This is a genomic window from Candidatus Brocadiaceae bacterium, from assembly GCA_012728835.1.
Taxonomy (GTDB): domain Bacteria; phylum Planctomycetota; class Brocadiia; order SM23-32; family SM23-32; genus JAAYEJ01.
Genome location: JAAYEJ010000030.1, coordinates 1 through 18,804, shown reverse-complemented (window position 1 = coordinate 18,804; position 18,804 = coordinate 1). Strand labels below are relative to the sequence as shown.

Annotated in this window: 13 protein-coding genes; all 13 read right to left on the bottom strand. The window is 70.1% G+C overall.

The window, feature by feature from the left end; translation table 11 throughout:
- The coding region (locus GXY85_04535; protein ID NLW50098.1) for an ABC transporter ATP-binding protein at positions 1-943 on the bottom strand (943 nt) is incomplete at its 3' end.
- Positions 936-2,684 (bottom strand): hypothetical protein, encoded by a 1,749-nt coding sequence (locus tag GXY85_04530; GenBank protein ID NLW50097.1) that lies wholly within the window; start codon positions 2,682-2,684, stop codon positions 936-938. The genes GXY85_04530 and GXY85_04535, both read right to left, overlap by 8 nt.
- 7 nt (positions 2,685-2,691) lie before the next feature.
- Positions 2,692-4,425 (bottom strand): ABC transporter permease subunit, encoded by a 1,734-nt coding sequence (locus GXY85_04525; GenBank protein NLW50096.1) that lies wholly within the window; start codon positions 4,423-4,425, stop codon positions 2,692-2,694.
- On the bottom strand, positions 4,422-5,357 hold the full coding sequence (locus tag GXY85_04520) for an ABC transporter ATP-binding protein (GenBank protein ID NLW50095.1): 936 nt from the start codon (positions 5,355-5,357) through the stop codon (positions 4,422-4,424). The genes GXY85_04525 and GXY85_04520 overlap by 4 nt, the downstream gene beginning before the upstream one ends.
- The gene (locus GXY85_04515; GenBank protein ID NLW50094.1) at positions 5,354-7,348 is read right to left on the bottom strand and encodes a hypothetical protein; all 1,995 of its coding nucleotides are present in this window, start codon (positions 7,346-7,348) and stop codon (positions 5,354-5,356) included. Before GXY85_04515 ends, GXY85_04520 begins: the two co-directional genes overlap by 4 nt.
- Positions 7,345-9,228: a VWA domain-containing protein gene (locus GXY85_04510; protein ID NLW50093.1), complete on the bottom strand. Its 1,884-nt coding sequence runs from the start codon at positions 9,226-9,228 to the stop codon at positions 7,345-7,347. The genes GXY85_04515 and GXY85_04510 overlap by 4 nt, the downstream gene beginning before the upstream one ends.
- Positions 9,225-10,130: a DUF58 domain-containing protein gene (locus GXY85_04505; GenBank protein ID NLW50092.1), complete on the bottom strand. Its 906-nt coding sequence runs from the start codon at positions 10,128-10,130 to the stop codon at positions 9,225-9,227. The genes GXY85_04510 and GXY85_04505 overlap by 4 nt, the downstream gene beginning before the upstream one ends.
- Positions 10,130-11,128: a MoxR family ATPase gene (locus GXY85_04500; protein NLW50091.1), complete on the bottom strand. Its 999-nt coding sequence runs from the start codon at positions 11,126-11,128 to the stop codon at positions 10,130-10,132. The genes GXY85_04505 and GXY85_04500 overlap by 1 nt, the downstream gene beginning before the upstream one ends.
- Before the next feature lie 71 nt (positions 11,129-11,199).
- Complete coding sequence (locus tag GXY85_04495; protein ID NLW50090.1) at positions 11,200-14,199, bottom strand: VWA domain-containing protein; 3,000 nt, start codon at positions 14,197-14,199, stop codon at positions 11,200-11,202.
- A gap of 101 nt (positions 14,200-14,300) precedes the next feature.
- Entirely contained in the window at positions 14,301-15,953 is a 1,653-nt protein-coding gene (locus GXY85_04490; GenBank protein ID NLW50089.1) for a hypothetical protein, read from the bottom strand.
- A gap of 160 nt (positions 15,954-16,113) precedes the next feature.
- Entirely contained in the window at positions 16,114-17,304 is a 1,191-nt protein-coding gene (locus tag GXY85_04485; GenBank protein NLW50088.1) for a SpoIIE family protein phosphatase, read from the bottom strand.
- A gap of 140 nt (positions 17,305-17,444) precedes the next feature.
- Complete coding sequence (locus GXY85_04480; GenBank protein NLW50087.1) at positions 17,445-18,182, bottom strand: peptidoglycan DD-metalloendopeptidase family protein; 738 nt, start codon at positions 18,180-18,182, stop codon at positions 17,445-17,447.
- Positions 18,183-18,219: 37 nt separating this feature from the next.
- Positions 18,220-18,696, bottom strand: coding sequence for an RpiB/LacA/LacB family sugar-phosphate isomerase (locus tag GXY85_04475; GenBank protein ID NLW50086.1), 477 nt, complete (start codon positions 18,694-18,696; stop codon positions 18,220-18,222).
- Positions 18,697-18,804: the final 108 nt, after the last annotated feature.

Here is an 18,804-nt window from a genome sequence, read left to right as displayed (position 1 = left end):
TCAGTTCCATGAACACGTCGGTCAACTGCCGCAGGTCCTCGCGGAAGGATACCACCCGTGCCCCGGCGTCCATCGCGGCGCGCAGGACGGCGTTGGCGCTGGTCAGGCCGGTGTCGAAGCTGAGTTTGTAGGCCGCCTCGCCGTCCGACTGCTCGATGCCGGCGATCCCCTCCTGCCCCGCCAGGCGCTCGGCCAGCCCGGGCACGGCGTCCTCCAGCGTCAGCACGTAGGCCGCCACGTCGCCGCGCCGCGCCAGGAGCCCCCGCATGGTGCCGCTGTAGCGCGGGCGGCCGCGGTCGATGATCGTCACGTGGTCGCAGAGGTCGCCGAGTTCGCCCAGGATGTGGGAGCTGATGAAGATCGTCTTGCCCATGCGGCTGAGTTCGCGCAGGACCTCCAGCAGCTCGACGCGCGCCCGCGGGTCCAGGCCCGAGGCGGGCTCGTCCAGCAGCAGCAGGTCGGGGTCGTGCACCAGCGCCCGGGCCAGGCTGACGCGCTGCGACATGCCGCGCGAGAGGCTCTTCACCAGGCTGTCCTTGTGGCGGATCATGTCGGTGAGGGTCAGCACGTCGTCGATGACGCTCTCCCGCCGCCGGGCCTTCATGCCGTAGGCGGCGGCGAAGAAGTCCAGGCACTCGAAGACGGTCATCTGTGCGTAGAGGCCCAGGTGGTCCGGCATGAAGCCGATGCGGCGGCGCACGGCCTTGTAGTCCCGGGGCAGCCTGTGGCCGAAGACGCGTACCGTGCCGGTCTGCGGCCTCAGCAGCGTCGCCAGGATGCTCAGCGTCGTTGTCTTCCCGGCCCCGTTCGGGCCGACGAAGCCGTGGATCGAGCCCTGCGTGACGGTGAACGACACCCCCGCCAGCGCGTGCGTCCGCTTGTAGGTGTGGGACAGGGCCTCCACACTCACGACGGCTTCGGGTTCCGGTGTGGTCTCACTCATCGGTGTTCTCCGGTCTGTGCAGGCGCACGTGGTAGAGCACGAATCCCGTTTCGCTGCCGAGCCCCTCCGCGCGGACGCCGAAGCCGGGGGGGCTCTCTGCGAGCACGAAGAGCTGCGCGTCTTCGTCCTCGGGCGACGAGGTGTTCCAGCCGCCGGGCTCGTTTCCGTCTCCGATGGCTCGGACGATCAGCGCAGGCGCCAGTTCCTCGGCCGCCTCGCGGGGTTCGACCGTCTGCGGACGCTGGTATGGATGCTGGAATGTGCGTAGATCGGCTGTCCGCTCCATGACGAACTGCGAGACCCGCTCCCGCCGTCCGCCGCCCAGGCGCAGGGCGGAACCGTCCCGGCGCAACGGGTAGAGCGTGTCCTTGTGGAGGACCCAGGCCCGGACGACGTCCTGCGCGAACTCCTCGCCTGTCGAGAGCGTGAGCGCCTCGAGGCGGCTCTGCTGCGTCCACTCCCGGACCTCGAGATCCAGCGGGGGGCCGTCCAGGCGGGCGCGGTGCAGGAAGGGCCGGTTGGAGAAGCGCGGGATGTCCACGTGGAAACGCCCGCCGCCGCTCGCCTGGATCATGCCGCTGACGGCCTCATGCGTCTCGCAGGCGGCGTACAGGTTGTGCTCGGCGGCATGCCGAATGGCATACTCGTCTCCGTGCGTGACGAAGACGTTGACCCACTGCGTCACGTCGTAGTGCCCGCTGTCGATGGGCACGGCGTAGGCCAGGGAGTGGACGCAACTGACCTCGCCGAAGCCCCGGCGGCCCAGCGTGCCCATGGCCCACGTGGCCGCCATGGCGGCGCAGAGGAAGAAGCCGATGGCCAGACGGTAGCGCGCCGCACGCCGGCCGATGAGGTAGTTGACCGGCCCGATCAGGATCAGATAGGCGATCAGGCCCAGGTAGATGAGCGTCCACTCGTGCTCCGGGCGGACGATCTCCTTCAGCCCCGCCAGCAGGCTCTCGTCCAGCGTCTGGAATCCCGGGGACGCGGGAGGCGATTCGGGCAGCGGGCAACCGGCCTTTGCCAGGAACTCCCGGGTCACGTCGCCCCGGACGGCGCGGTGCCGCACGACGAGGCCCGAACCGACGCGAACGCGGTCGGTCGGCGTGTTCAGGATGCTCAACTCCCCGCCGAACCTCGGGTACTCGCCGCCCGCCGGCAGCAGGTGCAGCGTGCCGCCTCGCCTGAGCCAGTCCACAAACGCCCGGCAGCGGACGGGCTCCCAGCGGGGAACGTAGTCCAGAACCACGGCGGCCAGTCCGTCGGTGGCCGCGACGGTCAGGGGGAACAGCTCGTCCGAGAAGGTCCGCAGGCCGGCGCGGCCCTGGAGCAGACTGCCGGAGGCGGTCAGGCAGACGGCCGCCGGCGCGCCCCGGACCGGGCTCGGCAGCGTCTCCCGGCGTTCGCCCATGCGAAGGACCCACTCCTGGGAGTCGTTGCCCACGTAGGGGAAGAACTGGACCCAGCGCGACGTGAAGGGCGCCAGGTAGCACGGCTCGACCAGCCGGGCTCCCAGCCGGTCGCCGATCCCGTACCCGCGCGTCAGCACCAGGACGTCGTCGAACGGCCGGCCGTCGTCGTTCTCCAGCAGGATGGACAGGACGTTGACCCGCTGCGGGACAGTGCTCCCGTCGAAGCCCCAGCGCACCTCGCTCACCTCGACCGCCCGGGCGGGCACGGCGGGCCAGACGGCGACCAGCACGGCGAAGGCGAGACGGATCGTTGTCGGGAGTCGCCGCATGGCCGTGTCAGCCCTCCTGAGATGCGGCCCGCGCGGGCGACGCCGCGCGGCCGAGCAACTCCTCGGCGTGGACCAGACAGTGGGTCCGGAAGAACAGCCAGATGCCCCCGTGCCAGACGAAGTTGACGACGAGGGCCGGGCCGACCATCGGGCCGAAGAAATCCCACTCGTGCCCCGATTCGGCGAAGCCGATCAGCGAGGCCGGGCTGAGCAGGAAGCCGAGCGACAAGGGCAGGCGGCCTGCGCGCAGCCATGTCAGCACGTCGATCATGCCCAGGGCGATCGGCGGCCCCGCACACCACAGCACCAGGACGACCATCGTGACGACGATGGCCCGGGTCGGCGTGCGTGCCTTCAGCCCGATGTAGGTGGCCACCCACGTGACCATGGGGGGGTAGACGACGACGCTCAGCAGCGATGCCGCCAGATAGACCGAGAAGAGCGGCCGCAGCTCGATCATGGCCTCCAGGAGCACGACCAACATGATCAGGGCGCTCAGGACGAACCCCAGCCGCCGCCGCCCCCACGCCTTCTGGAGGACGATCTCCGCGCCCGTCAGCGGCGTGGCGAGCAGGACGTCGAGCGTCCGGTTCACGCGTTCGGACGCGATGGCCGTTGCGCTCGGTATGGACAAGGCCAGCGCCGCAATGACCCACAGGAGCGCGATCATGGCGGTGAGCAGGTTGGCGTCACGGCCGCCCTCATCGAGCGTGATCGCGGCCACGGCGACCAGCGCCACGGGGATGCCCAGGATGCAGGCGACCCGAATCAGGTGGGAGGTCCTGCCGAGGGTGTGCCTGTTGACTTCGCGCCAGAGGACGGGGCGGTCGCCGGGGAGCGTGTCCCTGTCCTTGACCAGGACGATGCCTCCGACCAGCCGGTTGGCCCGGTGCCAGAAGGCGTCCAGCCGGTGGAAGGCCGCGAGGATCATCCCCCGGCTGCGCAGGAAAGCGCGGCGGACCACGAACACGCGCGCCAGGATCAGGAAGAGACCGGTCGAGAGGATGATGGGGATGCCGGCGAGAAGCGCAGTGCTCAGGCGGTCCCACAGCACCCGTTCGAAGAAAAGGTACGGCGGGAACAGGGCGAACAGCACGTCGTCGTCCCAGCGGACGCGAAGGCCCATGAACTCGTTGATCAGGACGTACACGATCGGCAGGGCGAAGTAGAACAGGATGCCCAGCACGTAGCAGCCGACGAACGCCTGCGCCGTCGTGCGGCAGAAGGCCGAGAGCATCAGGGCGAAGGCGCCCACCTGCAGGCACGCGAGCGTCAGGGCAAAGGCGCTGCCCAGGAGGGTGTCCGTCGTGATGCCCCCGAACGCGTAGGCGATGGCCAGCAGGGGGAGGCTCAGGAGCAGGAAGCCGAACATGGGCACGAGCCGGCCGAGAAGCTTCTCGAGCACGATCTCCCAGGGCCGCAGGTCGGTCACCAGAAGGAGCCCGATCGAGTCCCGTTCCTTCTCCCCCGCCAGGGCGCCCGCCATCATGCCCGGCAGGAACACGTAGATGCCCACGAACTGGAGACCGACGAGGGCGGCGAGCAGGTCGTCCCCGCATCCCAGCATGTAAAGTGCATTGCCGCCCCGGGCCCGGGCCGCGCTGTGGTAGACGAGCGCGAAGGCACCGGCCAGCAGCACCGCGTAGGCCACGCGCAGGACGTAGGTGCGCCTCCGCGCGGCCTGTTCGGCCAGGTCTTTGCGCAGCAGCGGGAAGGGCGCTCTGAGCCGCAGGGCTTTCACGTCGCCTTGCCCTCCGTCAGCTTCATGAACACCGTCTCCATGTCCATCACCTCGGGCTGGAACATGAAGATGCGCGCCCCGAGCCCGCGCAGGGCGTCCAGCAGGTCCTCGACGCCCAGCGTCTCCTGGTGGATGCGGATGCAGAGGCGGTCCAGTTGCCGCTCGACCGATGCGACGCCCTGCAGGGCGCCGACGCGGGCGACCAGGTCGTCGGACACGTTCGATATCTGCACGTGGACGATCCGCTTGAGTCCCAGTTCCCGGTAGATCTGCTCGAGGGCGCCCTCGGCGACCAGCCGCCCGGCCTCGACGATGCCGATGCGGGTGCATATCTGCGCCAGTTCGTGCAGGATGTGGCTGGAGACCAGGATGGTCTTGCCCATCCGCTTCAGCTCCTTGAGCACCTCGCGGATCTCGATGCGGGCCCGCGGGTCCAGCCCCGAGGCCGGCTCGTCCAGCAGCAGCACGTCGGGGTCGTGCAGCAGCGTGCGGGACAGGCTGAGCCGCTGCTTCATGCCGCGCGAGAGGGCGTCGACCTGCGTGTCCGCCTTGTCGGTCAGATCGGTCAGCGCGAGCACGTCGCGAACGATGCCGCGACGGCGGGGACCTTGGATCCGGTAGGCGGCCGCGAAGAAGTGCAGGTACTCGGACGCGGTCAGGTCGCCGTAGACGCCGAAGAAGTCGGGCATGTAGCCGATCCGGCGGCGGACCTTCCTGGGCCGGCGCGACACGTCCAGGCCGTCGACACGGGCCACGCCCCCGGACGGCTTGAGCAGCGTGGCCAGCACCTTGATCGTCGTCGTCTTGCCCGCGCCGTTCGGGCCGATGAACCCGAACACCTCGCCCGCGGGGATCGCAAAACTCAGGCCGCGCACGGCAAGCTGCCGGCCGTAGCGCACCTGGAGGTCTTCGACTTCCACCATGGCCATCAGTCTTCTCCGCAGAACAGGCAGCGGTAGACGTAGCAGTCCCTGCCCACCCACTCGACGGCGACCAGCAGGGCCTGCCTCGGGTCCATCGAGTCCAGCACGCTCAGGTCCTCCAGGGTGGTCGCATCCCCGGGAGAGACCTGCGAGACGACCGTGAAGAACCCCTCGGCAGGCCGCGCGCTCGCATCCCGCAGGATGTCCCGGATCCCTACCCAATCGTGATCGCGGGGTGTGCTCCAGAGTTCCCGCCTGCCGTCGGCGGCGATGGTGTGCCCGCCCCTCAGGACGAAGGCACTCCCGCAGAACTGCGTCCCGTCGCAGAGCCTGTCGTGCACGCCCGTGCGCAAGCCGTCGATGTCCAGGTCGGCCGCGTCCACGGCGTGCCAGTTCAGCCGGGTCGGCAGCTCGATGGGCTCGAAGGACGTCGAGCGACTGAGCACCGGATCCCACTGCTTCAGGTGACGGGACACCGCGAAATCGAACGGATACCGCCCCCTGCAGGCCATGTCCGCCTCGTCGGAGGCGGGGTCTGCGCCGCCGTCTCGCTCCAGCGGCGCGAACAGGGCATTCCGAATGCCCTGTTCGACCCTGCGGGCACGTCCGCCGAACTGCAGCTCGCACCGGCTCCAGCGCAGGACGCGACCACTGCGGTCGACGTCCACGAAGACGAAGGCGCCCACGTGGTCCTGCGAGCCGATGTAGCGCCCGGACAGGTAGACGACCAGCCCCGCGCAGCCGATCGACAGGGCGGGGAAGAGCAGCCACGTCAGGGCCCGTTTCTTCAGGCGGCCGAACAGCCAGTAGTCCACGGGCCCGATGGCCGCGAGGAACCCGAGGAACACCAGCAGCAGTATGCGGGCAGGCACCATGCGGAAGCTCTGCGGCATAAGGTGCTGGGACATCCTTCCCGCCGATGCGAGGGGGACGTGGCCGAACATCTGCCTCTCCGTAGTGTCATATCCACCCATTGACCGTCGGTACTGAGCCCTCGGGGCCTCTCGGACGGCCGTCCAGCGCCCCTCGTCGGCCAGGCGCGACGCCTGGTCCGCCCGGACCTTCCAGAGGTGCGCCACCGCCCGACGCCAGGCCCGCGAGGTCACGTCGGGTCCGTTCGGCGCATTCGGCAGCACGACGACGGCGCGGCCCAAACCGGGCCGCAGCAGCACGATGTCCTCGCCGGTGCGGCCGGCCTCGACGGTCCCGCCCGTGTCGACCCGGAAGCACCTCCCGGCCGAGGCCGACAGGGCATTGAGGAACTGCTCGTGCCGGTCCTTCAATCCTGTGTGCGGCAGCACGCAGAGGCTGCCGCCCCCCTCCGCCCACCGGCATAGCGCGTCGAGTTGCCGGGCGGAGAGTCCGGGGAAGGCGTCCGCCGGCACGACGAGCACGTCGAAGCCGCAGCAGGGCAGCGGGGAGGTCGGCAGGTCCGCCGGCTCCAGACGGGCCACGTGCGTCACGTAGGTGCGCGCGTTGGCGGGCACCGATTCGGGGTCGTACCGCTCCAGGCGCAGGCTGGACGCGATGTCGCCCGCAGACAGCCGCATCTCCATGTCCGACGCGGCCACGCAGACGACCAGGTTCCGCACGTTCGCCTGCGGCAGCTTCACGGGCTGGGGGTCGAAGACGCAGGCGCCCTTCTCCATACGGAAGGCGGCCCGGATCGTGTGCCGAGTGGTCCATGGGTCCGCGGAGGCGGACGGCAGCATCAGGCGGAAGCTGTGCCGGCCGGCCGTCAGCGCCATGTCGTCGCTGCAGTAGCGGAACAAGCCCCTGGAGTCGCTCGTGACTTCCGCCTCCAGGCGGCCCTGCAGCAGGCCGGCCGACCGGCAGTCGAACTCGGCGTCCATCCAGAGCGGGCCGCCCGTTCGGGCCGGCAGGACCTGCCGGAACTCAATGTCCAGCGATCCGGCCGGTTCCTCCCGCGCGTGCGACCCGTGGGCCAGGGCGATGCAGGCCGCACAGAGCAGGAGCGTGGAGCGCCGCGGCATCCTCATGGCAGCGGCCCTCCGGGTCTGTGATGGAAGAGCCACCATTCGCCCAGCAGGACCCCGAAGGCCAGCCACGCCAGGAGCGGCCAGAGGCGCCGGTCGGCCGCGGGGGAGGTCGTGGCCGCCGCCACGGACAGGTTCTCGTCGAACAGGATCTGCTCGGTGGCCTGCAGGGTCGTCTCGGACGGCGAGAGGAGGCCGGCGCCCACGCGCGCGACCGTGCCGGCGGCGTCGGCGATCGTGTAGTAGCCGGCCCGGCGCGCCGAGATGCCCGCCAGCTCGCCCGATGCGGACGTCCGTGCGGACTGTGTCTGCCCGTGCGGGCCGCGCACCGTGTAGGGGCGGTCCGGTTCGAGCGGCACGCGGGGCAGCACGCCCGTGCGCACGGCGGCCGCCTCGCCCAGGCCGCCGGCCTCCATCGCGATCCGCACCAGGTTGGACACCATGACCGGGAAGCCGACACGGTAGGGCAGCGTCGAGCGGTCCGTGTGGAACAGGAGCGTGTAGGTCAGCGCGTCGCCGTCCCGGTTCTGGAGCACGAGGGGGCCGGCGTCGCCGTGCACGAGCACCTCGTATCCGAGTTCTTCCAGGGCGGCTTCGGTGGCGCCGTCGGCCGGGACGAAGCGTTCCAGGATCAGCAGGTCGGCGCACTCCACGTGGCGCAGGAGCGGGGCCGTGCGGCGCCAGTCGACCACCGTGCTCGTGCCCTCGCGCGCGGCGAGCAACCCGCGCAGGGGGGTCGGCACGAGTCCGATCAGGCAGCGGGTACGGCCCGCGATGTCCCGATCCTCCTCGCGGTCGGTAATGACGAGGTCGTAGCGTGCCTCCCGGGCGCCCTCGTCGTCCTCGGAGGACAGGGCCACGCCCGGCAGCGCGGCCAGCGCGTGGCGGTGGGCGTCCAGCCGGGTCGGCACGTAGGCATGCAGGGGCCGCAGCAGGGGGAGCTGCAGGCAGGCGGTGTCGTCGCCCGCCAGGGCGTCGAACCCGGCGGGGACGACCTTCACTTCCAGGGCCGCGGGCCGGTCTCCCGGCACGCCGAAGGCGACGCGGGTGCTCTCGCCGCCCGCGATGGTCACGTGCTCCGTCCCGGCGCTCTCGCCGTCCAGGCGCAGTTCGACGGTGGCCGGCCCGGCGGCGTCCGCCGAGCCTTCGACGACGGCCAGGACGCTCCATTGGTCCGCGGCGCTTCGGCGGGCGCTCAGGGCGGTGATCCCGACGTTCGGGCCCGCAGCCGGCAGGCGCTGGTAGTCCAGCGTGAACGGGAGTTCGAAGTGGGCGCGCGCGGGGATGTTGCCGTCCGAGAAGAGCAGAACGCGGTCGCATTCGACGCTCTGAGCGAGGCCCTCCGTCATGCGCAACGCCTCTTCGATGCGGCTGGGCACGTCTTCGACCTCGATCGCGTCGAGCGCCTCACGCAGCACGCGCCTGTCGTTTGTGAATCCCGTGCACCTGCGGGGCGTGTCGGAGAACGAGATGAGGCACAGTTCCTGATCGGGCAGCAGGCCGTCAATGAGGCGTCGTACACGCTCGCGGGCGGCGTCCAGCCGCGACCCGCCTCCGTCGTCGGACCGGGCGGCCATGCTGGCCGAGTTGTCGATCAGCACGGGGATGCGCCGCACCCGCGCGGCCGGGCCGCGCAGGAAGGGCTGCATTGCGGCCAGGCTCAGCAGCACGAGCAGGAGGATCTGGAGCAGGAGCAGCAGGCTGCGCTTGAAGCGCTGGAACGGCGTGTTCACGCGGTGGTCCGCGAGCACCTGCCGCCACAGGGCGAGCGACGGCATGATGATGCGGGGCCGCTTCAGCTTCAGGAAGTAGAAGACCACGAGCGGCACGAGCAGCCCGAAGAGCCAGGCCGTGCCCGCTGCATAGAACCCGATCCAACTCACCGCAGCCACCCCTTGCGCGTCAACAGGTCGAACAGCAGCCATTCGACGTCGGCGTCGGAGCGCACCGACAGGAAACGGCCGAACCGCTGCCGGCAGAGCGTCGACAGTTGCCGTTCGCAGGCGTCCCGATACTCCTCGTAGAGGTACAGCAGTTCCTGCGCGGACGTGATGTCGAGCGTCTGTCGGGTCTCGCAGTCGACCAGTCGCAGGTCGCCCGACAGCTCGGGTTCGGCCTCGCCGGGGCCCAGCACCTGGAGCCCGAAGACCTCCAGCCCGGCGCTGAAGATCGCGTTCAGCGCCCGCGTCACATCCCCGAACGTCATGAAGTCCGACAGGACGACGGCGACGCCGCGTCCGGTATGGAGCTTGAGGGCCGACTCGATGCCCGCCTCGACGGGCGCGTCACCGCCGGGCTCGATGCCCTCCAGGAACCGGAACAGGCTCGCCATCCCCGCCCGTCCCGTGCATGGCCGCAGGCGGCCCGGCGCCGGCCCGGCGCTGTTGAAGGCATATGCGCTCACGCGTTCCCGTCCGAGCAGCCCCATGACGCCGAACGCCGCGGCAAGCTGTACGGCGCGCGCGAGCTTCCGTTCGAACTGCATCGAGGCGCTGGCGTCGACGATCAGCACGACGTGCAGTTCCTCCTCCTGCTGGTAGAGCTTCATGTAGGGCCGGTTGAGGCGCGCGAAGATGTTCCAGTCGACGAACCGGATGTCGTCGCCCTCGGCGTAGTCGCGGTAGTCGGAGAACTCGATGCTCGCCCCGGCGCGGCCGGCCAGGTGCTCGCCGCGGCTCTTGCTGGTGAACCGGCGGCTCGCGTTGATGCGGAGCCGCTCCAGCCGGTCCAGCACCGAGTTGGCGATCAGCGGCGTGAGCTGCGGCCTGTCGGGCGCGGCCTGCATCAGCCGATCTCCTCCGGCACGTGGTTGAGGATCTCCCGGATCAGCGCGGGCACCTTGATGCTTTCGGCCAGCCCGTCGTAGTTCAGGAGGATCCGGTGCTGGAGCACCTCCTCGGCGAAGTGGCGGATGTCGGCAAAGGAGACGTGCGCGCGGCCCTCCGTCAGGCCGCGCACCCGGGCGGCGCGCAGCAGGGCCTGGCTGGCCCGCGGGCTGGCGCCCCAGCGCACGTACCGGCGCACGCTGTCCGGGGCGGACTCCTGGTCCGCGTGCGTGGCCAGCACCAGGCGCGCGGCATAGTCGCGCAGCGGCTCGGCCACGACCACGTTCTGCAGTACGCCCCGCAGGGCCAGGATGCGGTCGCCGTCCATGACCTTCTCGATCGCGACCTGCCGGTCGAGGGTCGTGCGGTCCAGAACGGCGTTGAGTTCCTGGCGGTTCAGGAACGACACGTTGAGCTTGAACATGAAGCGGTCCAGTTGCGCCTCGGGCAGGGGATAGGTGCCCTCCTGCTCGATCGGGTTCTGCGTGGCGAGCACGAAGAAGGGCTGCTTGAGCCGGTAGGTCGTGTGCCCGGCCGTGACCGAACCCTCCTGCATCGCCTCCAGCAGGGCGGACTGCGTCTTGGGCGTGGCGCGGTTGATCTCGTCGGCGAGCACAAGCTGCGAGAAGAGCGGCCCCTGCCGGAACTCGAACAGGTAGCGGCCCTCCGGGTCGACCGTCATGACGGTCGTGCCGATGATGTCGGCCGGCATCAGGTCGGGCGTGAACTGGATGCGGCTGAACTCCAGGTCGAGCACACGCGAGAGCGTCTTGACCAGCTCCGTCTTGCCGAGGCCGGGCACGCCTTCCAGCAGCACATTGCCGCCGCAGACGATGGCGGCCAGTGTGCCTTCGACGACGCGCTCCTGGCCGACGATGACCTTGCCGACCTCCTCGCGCATGCGTGCGTAGTCCTCCCGAAACGCCTCGGCTTCGGCCTGCAGCTCTTCTGTGGCCATGTCTCCTCCGCGTACGATGGGGTCGATGCCGGCCGGCGTGCCCGTCCTGCTATACGGACGGACGCCCGGCCCTATTCTTCCTTCCATTTCTTCTTTCGGTCCAGCAACTGCTTCAGCGTCGAGGCCCGATCCGCGTCGGGCGGCGGCGCGTGCCGCTCGCGACGCTTCGGCGGCGGTCCGGTCCGGTCCTCGCCTTCCTTCCGGCGGCCCGGCAGCACCGCGGCCCTCGGCGCCTTGCGGACCGTGGCGGACTCGACGACGCGTTTGCGCCGGAGAAGGGCCTCGAACGTCTCCCCGGATGCCTCCGCGCCCCGCCCGAGACCCACCCAGCCGCCGATGACCGTCCAGTCGAGCTGCACACGGCGGACGGCCACGTCCAGCGGGACGAGCACGGCCAGGATCAGCAGGAACAGGTCCGCGATCGATCGGGAACTGGCCTTCGGGATGCGTTCGGGCACGAAGATGTCCTCGTGGGTCTCGTCGCCGGTGAGGATGCGCCCGCCCGTGTCTTCGGCGATCCGCGCCAGCGTGATCGGGTCCGCGCGGAAGCGCAGGTATTCGGGCGAGTAGGGCACGACGAGGCCGGACACGAACTGCTCGGTGCGGCCTTCGCCCACACCGGCGCCGATCACCTGGTAGCGCCCTTCGCCCCAGGGGGAGAAGCCGCCCTCGTAGCGCTGGGGGCCGGTCTGGCGGAGCCGCACCGTCTCGGCCCGCCCCTGCGGACCCTGCACGACCGCCTGGACCTCAAGGAATGCCGGGTCCACGTGCATGTCGTCGACCAGGATCGTCGCGGCGTCGCCTTCTCGGACCACGTGCGCCTGCAGGTTGCTCTCCATCGGCCGGCGCTCGATGTCGCCGATGGTCTGGTCCACGAAGGGCCGGAAGCGGTCCCACACCACCCAGTCGCGCCCCCAGTTCGGCGCGAGGTCCGACGTGAAGGCGCCGGCCTTCCCCAGGCCGTAACGCCAGACCGCCAGCACCGGGTCGCATTCGTCCTCTCCCTGCGAGGGACCGTTCAGCACCACCATGGCGCGCGACTTGGGCATGGTCACCACGTGTCCGTGCAGGCTCGGGGTCCGCGTGATGCCCTTCAGGATCGGCGACGGGAAGCCCGCCGTCGGCGTGAATGTCTCGTTCTGGATCATCGTGCGCCGGAGGGTCAGCGCCTCCTTGACGAATATCTTCGGCAGGTTCCGCGGGTCCGCGGCCTGGTGCAGGGACCCGCCCGTCAGCGCCGCAATGTGCCCGAGCAGATCGACGTTGGGGCTGTCGCCGACGGCGACCGACGACAGGCTGATGCCCCGGCCGGCCATCAACTGCGCTATGCCCGTGTAGTCGCCTCCCTGCGTCTGCCCGTCGGACAGCAGTATGATGTGCCGGACGGCCGCCTGCGCGGGATCGACCTTCTCGAGGCTCCGGAAGGCCTGCCGCAGTGCCGGGTAGATGTGCGTGCCGCCGCCCGGCCCGATCTCCCAGACCTTGCCCGCGAAGTCCTTCACCTCCTCCACCCTCTCCAGGGGCACAATCCAGTAGCTCAAGGTGTCGAACGCCACGACGCCGACCATGTCCCCGGAGAGCAGCGTCTGCGCGGCGAGTATCGTGGCCCGGTTCGCCAGTTGCTGCTGCGTGCTGGACGTGCCGGCCACCGGGCTGGCCATCGAGCCGGAGCGGTCCAGCACGAACACGATCGCCCCGGCGGGCAGCGTCTTCTTCTGGCTCAGGTCCATGCTCACCGGCAGCGCCTCCTCCACGGGGGTGCCCCGGTAACCGCCCGGGCCGAAGCTCTGCGCCCCGCCGACCATCAGCAGGCCCATCCCCTGGCTCTTGACCGCGTCGTGAAGTGCCTGAAGCTGCGCCGCGTCGAACGCGTCCGCCGGGACATTGGGCAGCACGACGCAGTCGGTGGCCAGCAGCGGCAGTGCGTCCCGAGGCAGTTCGTACGCCGGGCGCACCTCCACGTCCCGCTTGGTCTCCTTCAGGACCTGCACGAGCGTCTGCCAGTCGCGCGGTTCCGCGTCCGGCCCGGGGTCCGTCACCACCAGGACCTTCCCCTCACCCTTCAGGTAGAGGTAGTCCATGGCGAGGTTGTTCTCCTCCCGGCTGTCGGCCCCCTCCGGCAGGTGGATCCGTGCGGCGTACTCGTAGTAGCCGGGGCCCCGCCCGTACAGCGGCAGCACGAGGCGGTTCTTGCCCGCCCGGAACCTCACGTCCTGCTCGCAGATCACGCGGCCGTTCTCGCTGAGGGCCAGCCTTCCCGTCCCGTCCGTCAGCGACGAGACCACCACGGCCGCCTCGTAGGTCTCGCCTGTTCGCACAAGGCGCGGCAGCTCCAGCCTCTCCACCCACACCTCGTGTTGGTACTCGTACCGCACGGGAAGCACGTCCACGGGGATCATGCGCGTCTTCAACTGGTCCAGCACGGTGGCGAGGGCGCCCTCCGTCTGGGAGCCGTCGCTGATCAGGACGATGCGACCCAGGTGCTCGTCGGGCAAGACGGCGGCCGCCACGGAGAGTCCACGAGCCAGGTTCGTGCCGTCGCGCAGGATCTGCGAGCGGATGGCACTCTCGAAGGGGAACGCCGTCCGCGGCGGCAGCTCGACCGAAGCGTCGCGCCCGAACACCACCAGGCCCGCCTCGTCCCTTTCCGGCTTCCCCGATGCCGTCCGCGTCACATACTCCAGCGCCGCACTCGATGCCGATTCGCCGATGGAATCGGATATGTCCAGTGCGTAGACGACCGACAGCACGTCGTCCTTGCGCACTGCGCGTGGTTCCGCCAGCAGCACGATGAAGAGCGCCACCAGCGTGAGCCGCACGACCAGCGCGAGCACCGACCGCGCACCCCGCAGGCCGCTGACGCCGGCGGCGTGCATCCACCATACCCAGGGCAGCAGGGCCGAGAGCAGGAATGCCCACGGGCGCGTGAAGAGCATGAGGCCCGCCGGCTCCAGCAGCAGGCACGCGGCCGCGAAGAGGAGCATGAACAGGGCGAGCGGCAGCGCCGTCCGGGCGCTGATCCGCCTGCGCGGGCGGGGCACGATGCTCCTGGCCAGCCCGGTCAGCCTCACTGAGACGGATCCATGGCGCGGGGGCCTCCGATGTCGGTTATGTGCCGGTTGCGGACCGAGGTCGGTCGGGTCGCGGGCCGCGTCATGGGTGCCGGTCCTGCCTACTCGCATTCCTCTGCCTGTCCATCGGCGCCACCCAGGGAATCGAAGTACTTGCGGATCGCCTCATGGTATGCCGGCGGGATCTGCTCGTGCAGGATCGCCTCGTTGAGCCCCTGCCGGACCTCCTCGGCGGACTGGCGGTAGTCGGCGGCCGCCTGGCCCGTCAGCGAGAATCCCTGCGCCTTGATGGACAGGAGCATCTTCCCCGCCCTCACGCTCGCGCGAGCCTTCTCGGGCTGGTACTCCGTGTCCAGGGGTGTGCTGCCCGGCGAGGGGCCTCCAGCTACCGTCCCCGCCTCCTTGCCGCCGATCCCTCGGCAGTTCGCACACACTCCGTGCCCGTCGAGAGGACCGCCGCAGCTCGTGCAGCACCCCCCCATGAGCCGTTCATACAGGTCTTCGTAGTCTTCGATGCTCATGCAGGCTGCGCACGCCTCGCCGTCCAGCAGGTTCAGTTCCCCGAGCCGCTTCGCGTACTGGAGCGTCTTCAGCGCCTCCTGGAGGGCCTGCAGGTCGCGCAGACTCTCGGCCAGGGCCTCCAGTTCAAGCTCACTGAGGTCAAGCGACTCCTGCAGGCCGGCCAGCGCCTCGGACGACAGACCCTCGAGTCCGGCCGCCGCCAGTTGGCTGAGCGCCCGCTGCAGCGCGGCGTCCAGGGGGGCCGAAGCGCACTGGTTGGCCGCGAAGTCCTTCATCTGCTCCAGCCGTTGCCTCAGTTCGCGCGACCGTGTCTGCCTCTCGGCCTCGTCGTCGGTCTCGGCCAGCTTCTGCGCCATCCGCTTCAGCTCGGACAGTTCCTCCCGGACGCTCTTCGTGACGCCCTGTTGCAGCTCCTGGTGCCAGACCTCGGAAGCGGGGTTCCGGCGCGCGCCGAAGCGCTGGAGCGGGCCGGCGGCGCGCGGGGCGCTGCGCAGGCGATCCTCGCCGGCCGTGCGCCAGAGCTTGGCCAGGTCGGCCTCGCGGGCGGCGAGCCGCCGCAGGTTCGCATCCTTCTGATCCGGCTTCATGCCGTCGAACGTCTGCTTCAGTTCATCGATTGCCTTGCGGACCTCCTCGGACAGCTCGGCGTCGCCCAGAGGCGTCAGTTGGGCCGCCCGCATTGCGGTGGCCTTGCGGCTCTCCTGGAGTTCACGCCGTTGCCCGGCCCGTCGCTCCCGCTCCTCGCCCCGGCCAAACGGGTCGAGCTGCGGCAGGAAGAGCACGCCGGCCAGCAGGACGGCGAGCGCCAGGGCGGCGTTCCGCGCCTGGCGGCCCCAGGCCCAGGGGACCACGTCCCTGGCGGAGCAGCCGCCGGCCGCCTGCTCGGCGTCGCGCAATACCAGCGGCGCGTAGCTGCCGGCGGAGGTGTCGATCAGCACGGACGTCAGGAACAGGTCGTCCGTCGCCTGGTGTTCGTCCACCCGCCGGGCCGCCTCGGCGCGGCCCGGCCGGCGGCATCCGGCCAGCGCCAGGGCCAGCGCACCGGCCACGACGGCCACCAGCGTGACGGGTTCGAACGCGTCCGGGATGAGCCCCAGAAGGCGGGAGATGAGCAGCAGCACGGCGTAGGCGCCGGCCAGAACGAGCGTCAGGACGTGGAACCGCCGCGCTGCGCGGCATACGTGCAGCCGTCGAGTCACCCGCTGGAGCAGGGACGGCATCTGCCTGTCCACGGCCTGTCCTCCGTGCATCCCAGGATTGTCCTATGAACGTACCGCACGCCCCGCTGTAATTATAGCGTCGGAACGCCCGAAGGGAAGCGTGGATTCGCTCCGTCGCGGCCGTCGACGGCCCTCTCAGACCGTCCCGCACAGACGGCCGCGCCGGCGGCGCTCAGTAGAGTTCGACGGCGACGAGGCAGACGTCGTCGGGCCGCCTCGTCGTGCCCATGAACTCGTTCGTCTCGCTGATGAGCCGCTGGATGAGGTCGCGCGGCACCAGGCGGGTGTGGGAAGCGACCAGGCGCTGGAGGCGCTGAAGTCCGAACATCTCGTCGTCCTTGCTCAGGACCTCGAAGATGCCGTCGGTGAACCCAAGCACGATATCGCCCGCCTCCAGTTCGCATTCGACCGTTGGGTACTCGGGATCGCTCAGGAAGCCGAGGGCGGGGCCGGTGTGGTCGATATCCATGAGCGGCTCGGCGGTCGCCTTGCGTTTGCTGACGTGCAGGGGGGCGGGATGGCCCGCGCAGGCCAGGCTCAGCCTGCGCCTGTGCCCGTCGACGATCATGAAGGCCGCCGTTGCGTAGATCTGCGGCGTCATCGGCCCGAGCACGCTGCGGAAGCGGGAGTTGAAGTCCTTGAGCACGTCCGACGGGCTCTTGTCGGCCACGTTGATGTAGTCGATGACGGTCTTGACGATGCTGGTGACGATGGCGGCCCGCACACCGTGGCCGCTGACGTCGGCGATGAAGATGGCGGCCCGGTTCTCATCGACGCCGATGATCTGGAAGACGTCGCCGCCGATCGCTTCGGCCGGCGTGTACTTGTGCGAGAAGCCCACGTTCTTCACGTGCGGGTAGTGCTGCGGCATCAGGGCTTCCTGCAGGCGGTGGGCCATGGCCAGGCCCTGCTCCAGCTCGCGGTTGCGGATCGTCAGTTCCTGGTTGAGCAGGTCGAGCCGCTCGTTCGCCTCCATGAACTGCCGGTTCTGCTCGGCGATCCGGTCGTGCAGGTCCTTCATGCGCAGGAGCGTGCGCACGCGCGTGAGCAGTTCGACCGGCTCGAACGGCCGGCAGATCAGCCCGTCGGCACCGATGTCCAGCACCTGCTGCCCCTGTTCGACGCCCGTCCGTTCGGAGATGACGATGACCGGCGTGGCCACCGTCTCCGGCCGGCTGCGCAGCGTCCCGCACAGCTCGACGCCGTCGGACTCCTGGTTGGTCATGTCCAGCAGCACGAGGTCGGGGGGGTTCTGCTCGATGGCCCGCAGGGCGGCCTGCACCCCCCAGGTCTGCTCCAGGTCGCAGCCCGCCTCGCCGAGCTGGCGGCGCAGGATCTCCACGTCCTCGGGCGTATCGGTCACGACGAGGACCTTCTTCGGTCGCCGGCTTTGTGCTGTGCTCATGGGCAGGCTGGGGGCATATGCTCGCAGGAATCCGGTTTCCGACCTTTGCACACTCCGTCCGGCCCGACGCGTCTCAGACCCGCGCGGTTCCGGAGACGCTACGGCAGGTATCGTTCCGGGTCCACGGGTCGGTCATTACGAAACAGTCGAAACGCCAGGCACGGCTCGCCGATCGCACCGCTGGCGCCGACGGTGCCGATCGGCTCGCCCTTGCTTACGGGGCGGCCCTTCTCCACGAGGACCTCGCCCAGGTGCGCGTACCAGCTGACCATGTTCCCCTCGTGCTCTACGGCGACGGAGTTGCCCCAGGCGGCGCCCGAGGTCGCCTGCACGCAGGCGATCACGGTGCCGCCGGCCACGGCGCAGACGTCCGTACCGACGGGGGCGGAGATGCCGATGCCGTGCTCCGGCAGCCCTCGGACCGTCTGCCCGTACCGCCACACCACGCGGCCCCGCGTGGGCCACCAGCAGGGCGAGGACGCCTTTCCGCAGTGCAGTTCCTCCGGCCGCAGGGTCGAATGCCGCGGCCGTTCCTGCATGTGGGAGAACGGGGGCAGCTCCAGTTCCGGGACCTCCACGCCGGGCACCTTCGGGATGATCAGGAGCTTCCCGATCGCCAGGTCGGACGGCTGCAGCACCTCGTTGACCCGCGCGATCTCGTCCCACGGGACCTCGAAGCGCCGGCCGAGCGAGTAGAGGGTGTCGCCCTTCTGCATGCAGTAGGCGAAGTACTCGCAGACGGGCGGGGGCGGGGGCGGTTGCGGCGGCGGTTCGGGGAGCCGGGGGGGCACGGTGCACCCCGCCAGGCCCACCAGGAGGGCCGCCAGACAGGTCAATGTGGCAGGTCTCGCCATAGCTCCGCCGGCCGATCGGCTACCGGCCGTCCATCTGTGCCATGTATGCGTTGCGGTCGGCGTAGCGACCGCCCTCGAACTCCTGGCGGAAGAACGCCTCCAGGTAGGACCGCACCTGGGCGAAGGTCATCGTGCGGCTGCCGAAGATCAGGACGTTCGCGTCGTTGTGCCGGCGGGCGTATTCGGCCGCCGTCTCGGAGTAGAGCAGCGCACCCCGGACTCCGGCGACCTTGTTGACCGCCATGCTCATGCCGATGCCCGTGCCGCAGATGAGCACGCCGTATGATCCGTCGGCAGCGGCGGCCACGCGGCGGCCCAGGGTCTCGGCGATCGCCGGGAAGTCGGTGCGTCCCAGGAACTCGGGGACGAGGTCCTCCACGCGGTTGCCCGCCTGCTCCAGGTAGCGTCTCAGCTCCTGCTTCATCTCGTAGCCGGCATGGTCGCACGCCAGCACGAACTTCTCGCCGCGCGGTGCGGTTTCGGTCGATTCGGCCATCGTCTCCACACTCCTTGCCGGCGGCAGGCAGGGCCGGCGCCGGCTGGGACCTCACGGGGCCTGCGTGCCGTTCACACGGAGGCGCAGTTCCTCCAGCTTCGTCTCGAG

Coding starts and splice junctions, on each gene's coding strand:
- GXY85_04530 (NLW50097.1), bottom strand. CDS start 2,684: ATGCGGCGACTCCCGACAACGATCCGTCTCGCCTTCGCCGTGCTGGTC.
- GXY85_04515 (NLW50094.1), bottom strand. CDS start 7,348: ATGAGGATGCCGCGGCGCTCCACGCTCCTGCTCTGTGCGGCCTGCATC.
- GXY85_04505 (NLW50092.1), bottom strand. CDS start 10,130: ATGCAGGCCGCGCCCGACAGGCCGCAGCTCACGCCGCTGATCGCCAAC.
- GXY85_04500 (NLW50091.1), bottom strand. CDS start 11,128: ATGGCCACAGAAGAGCTGCAGGCCGAAGCCGAGGCGTTTCGGGAGGAC.
- GXY85_04475 (NLW50086.1), bottom strand. CDS start 18,696: ATGGCCGAATCGACCGAAACCGCACCGCGCGGCGAGAAGTTCGTGCTG.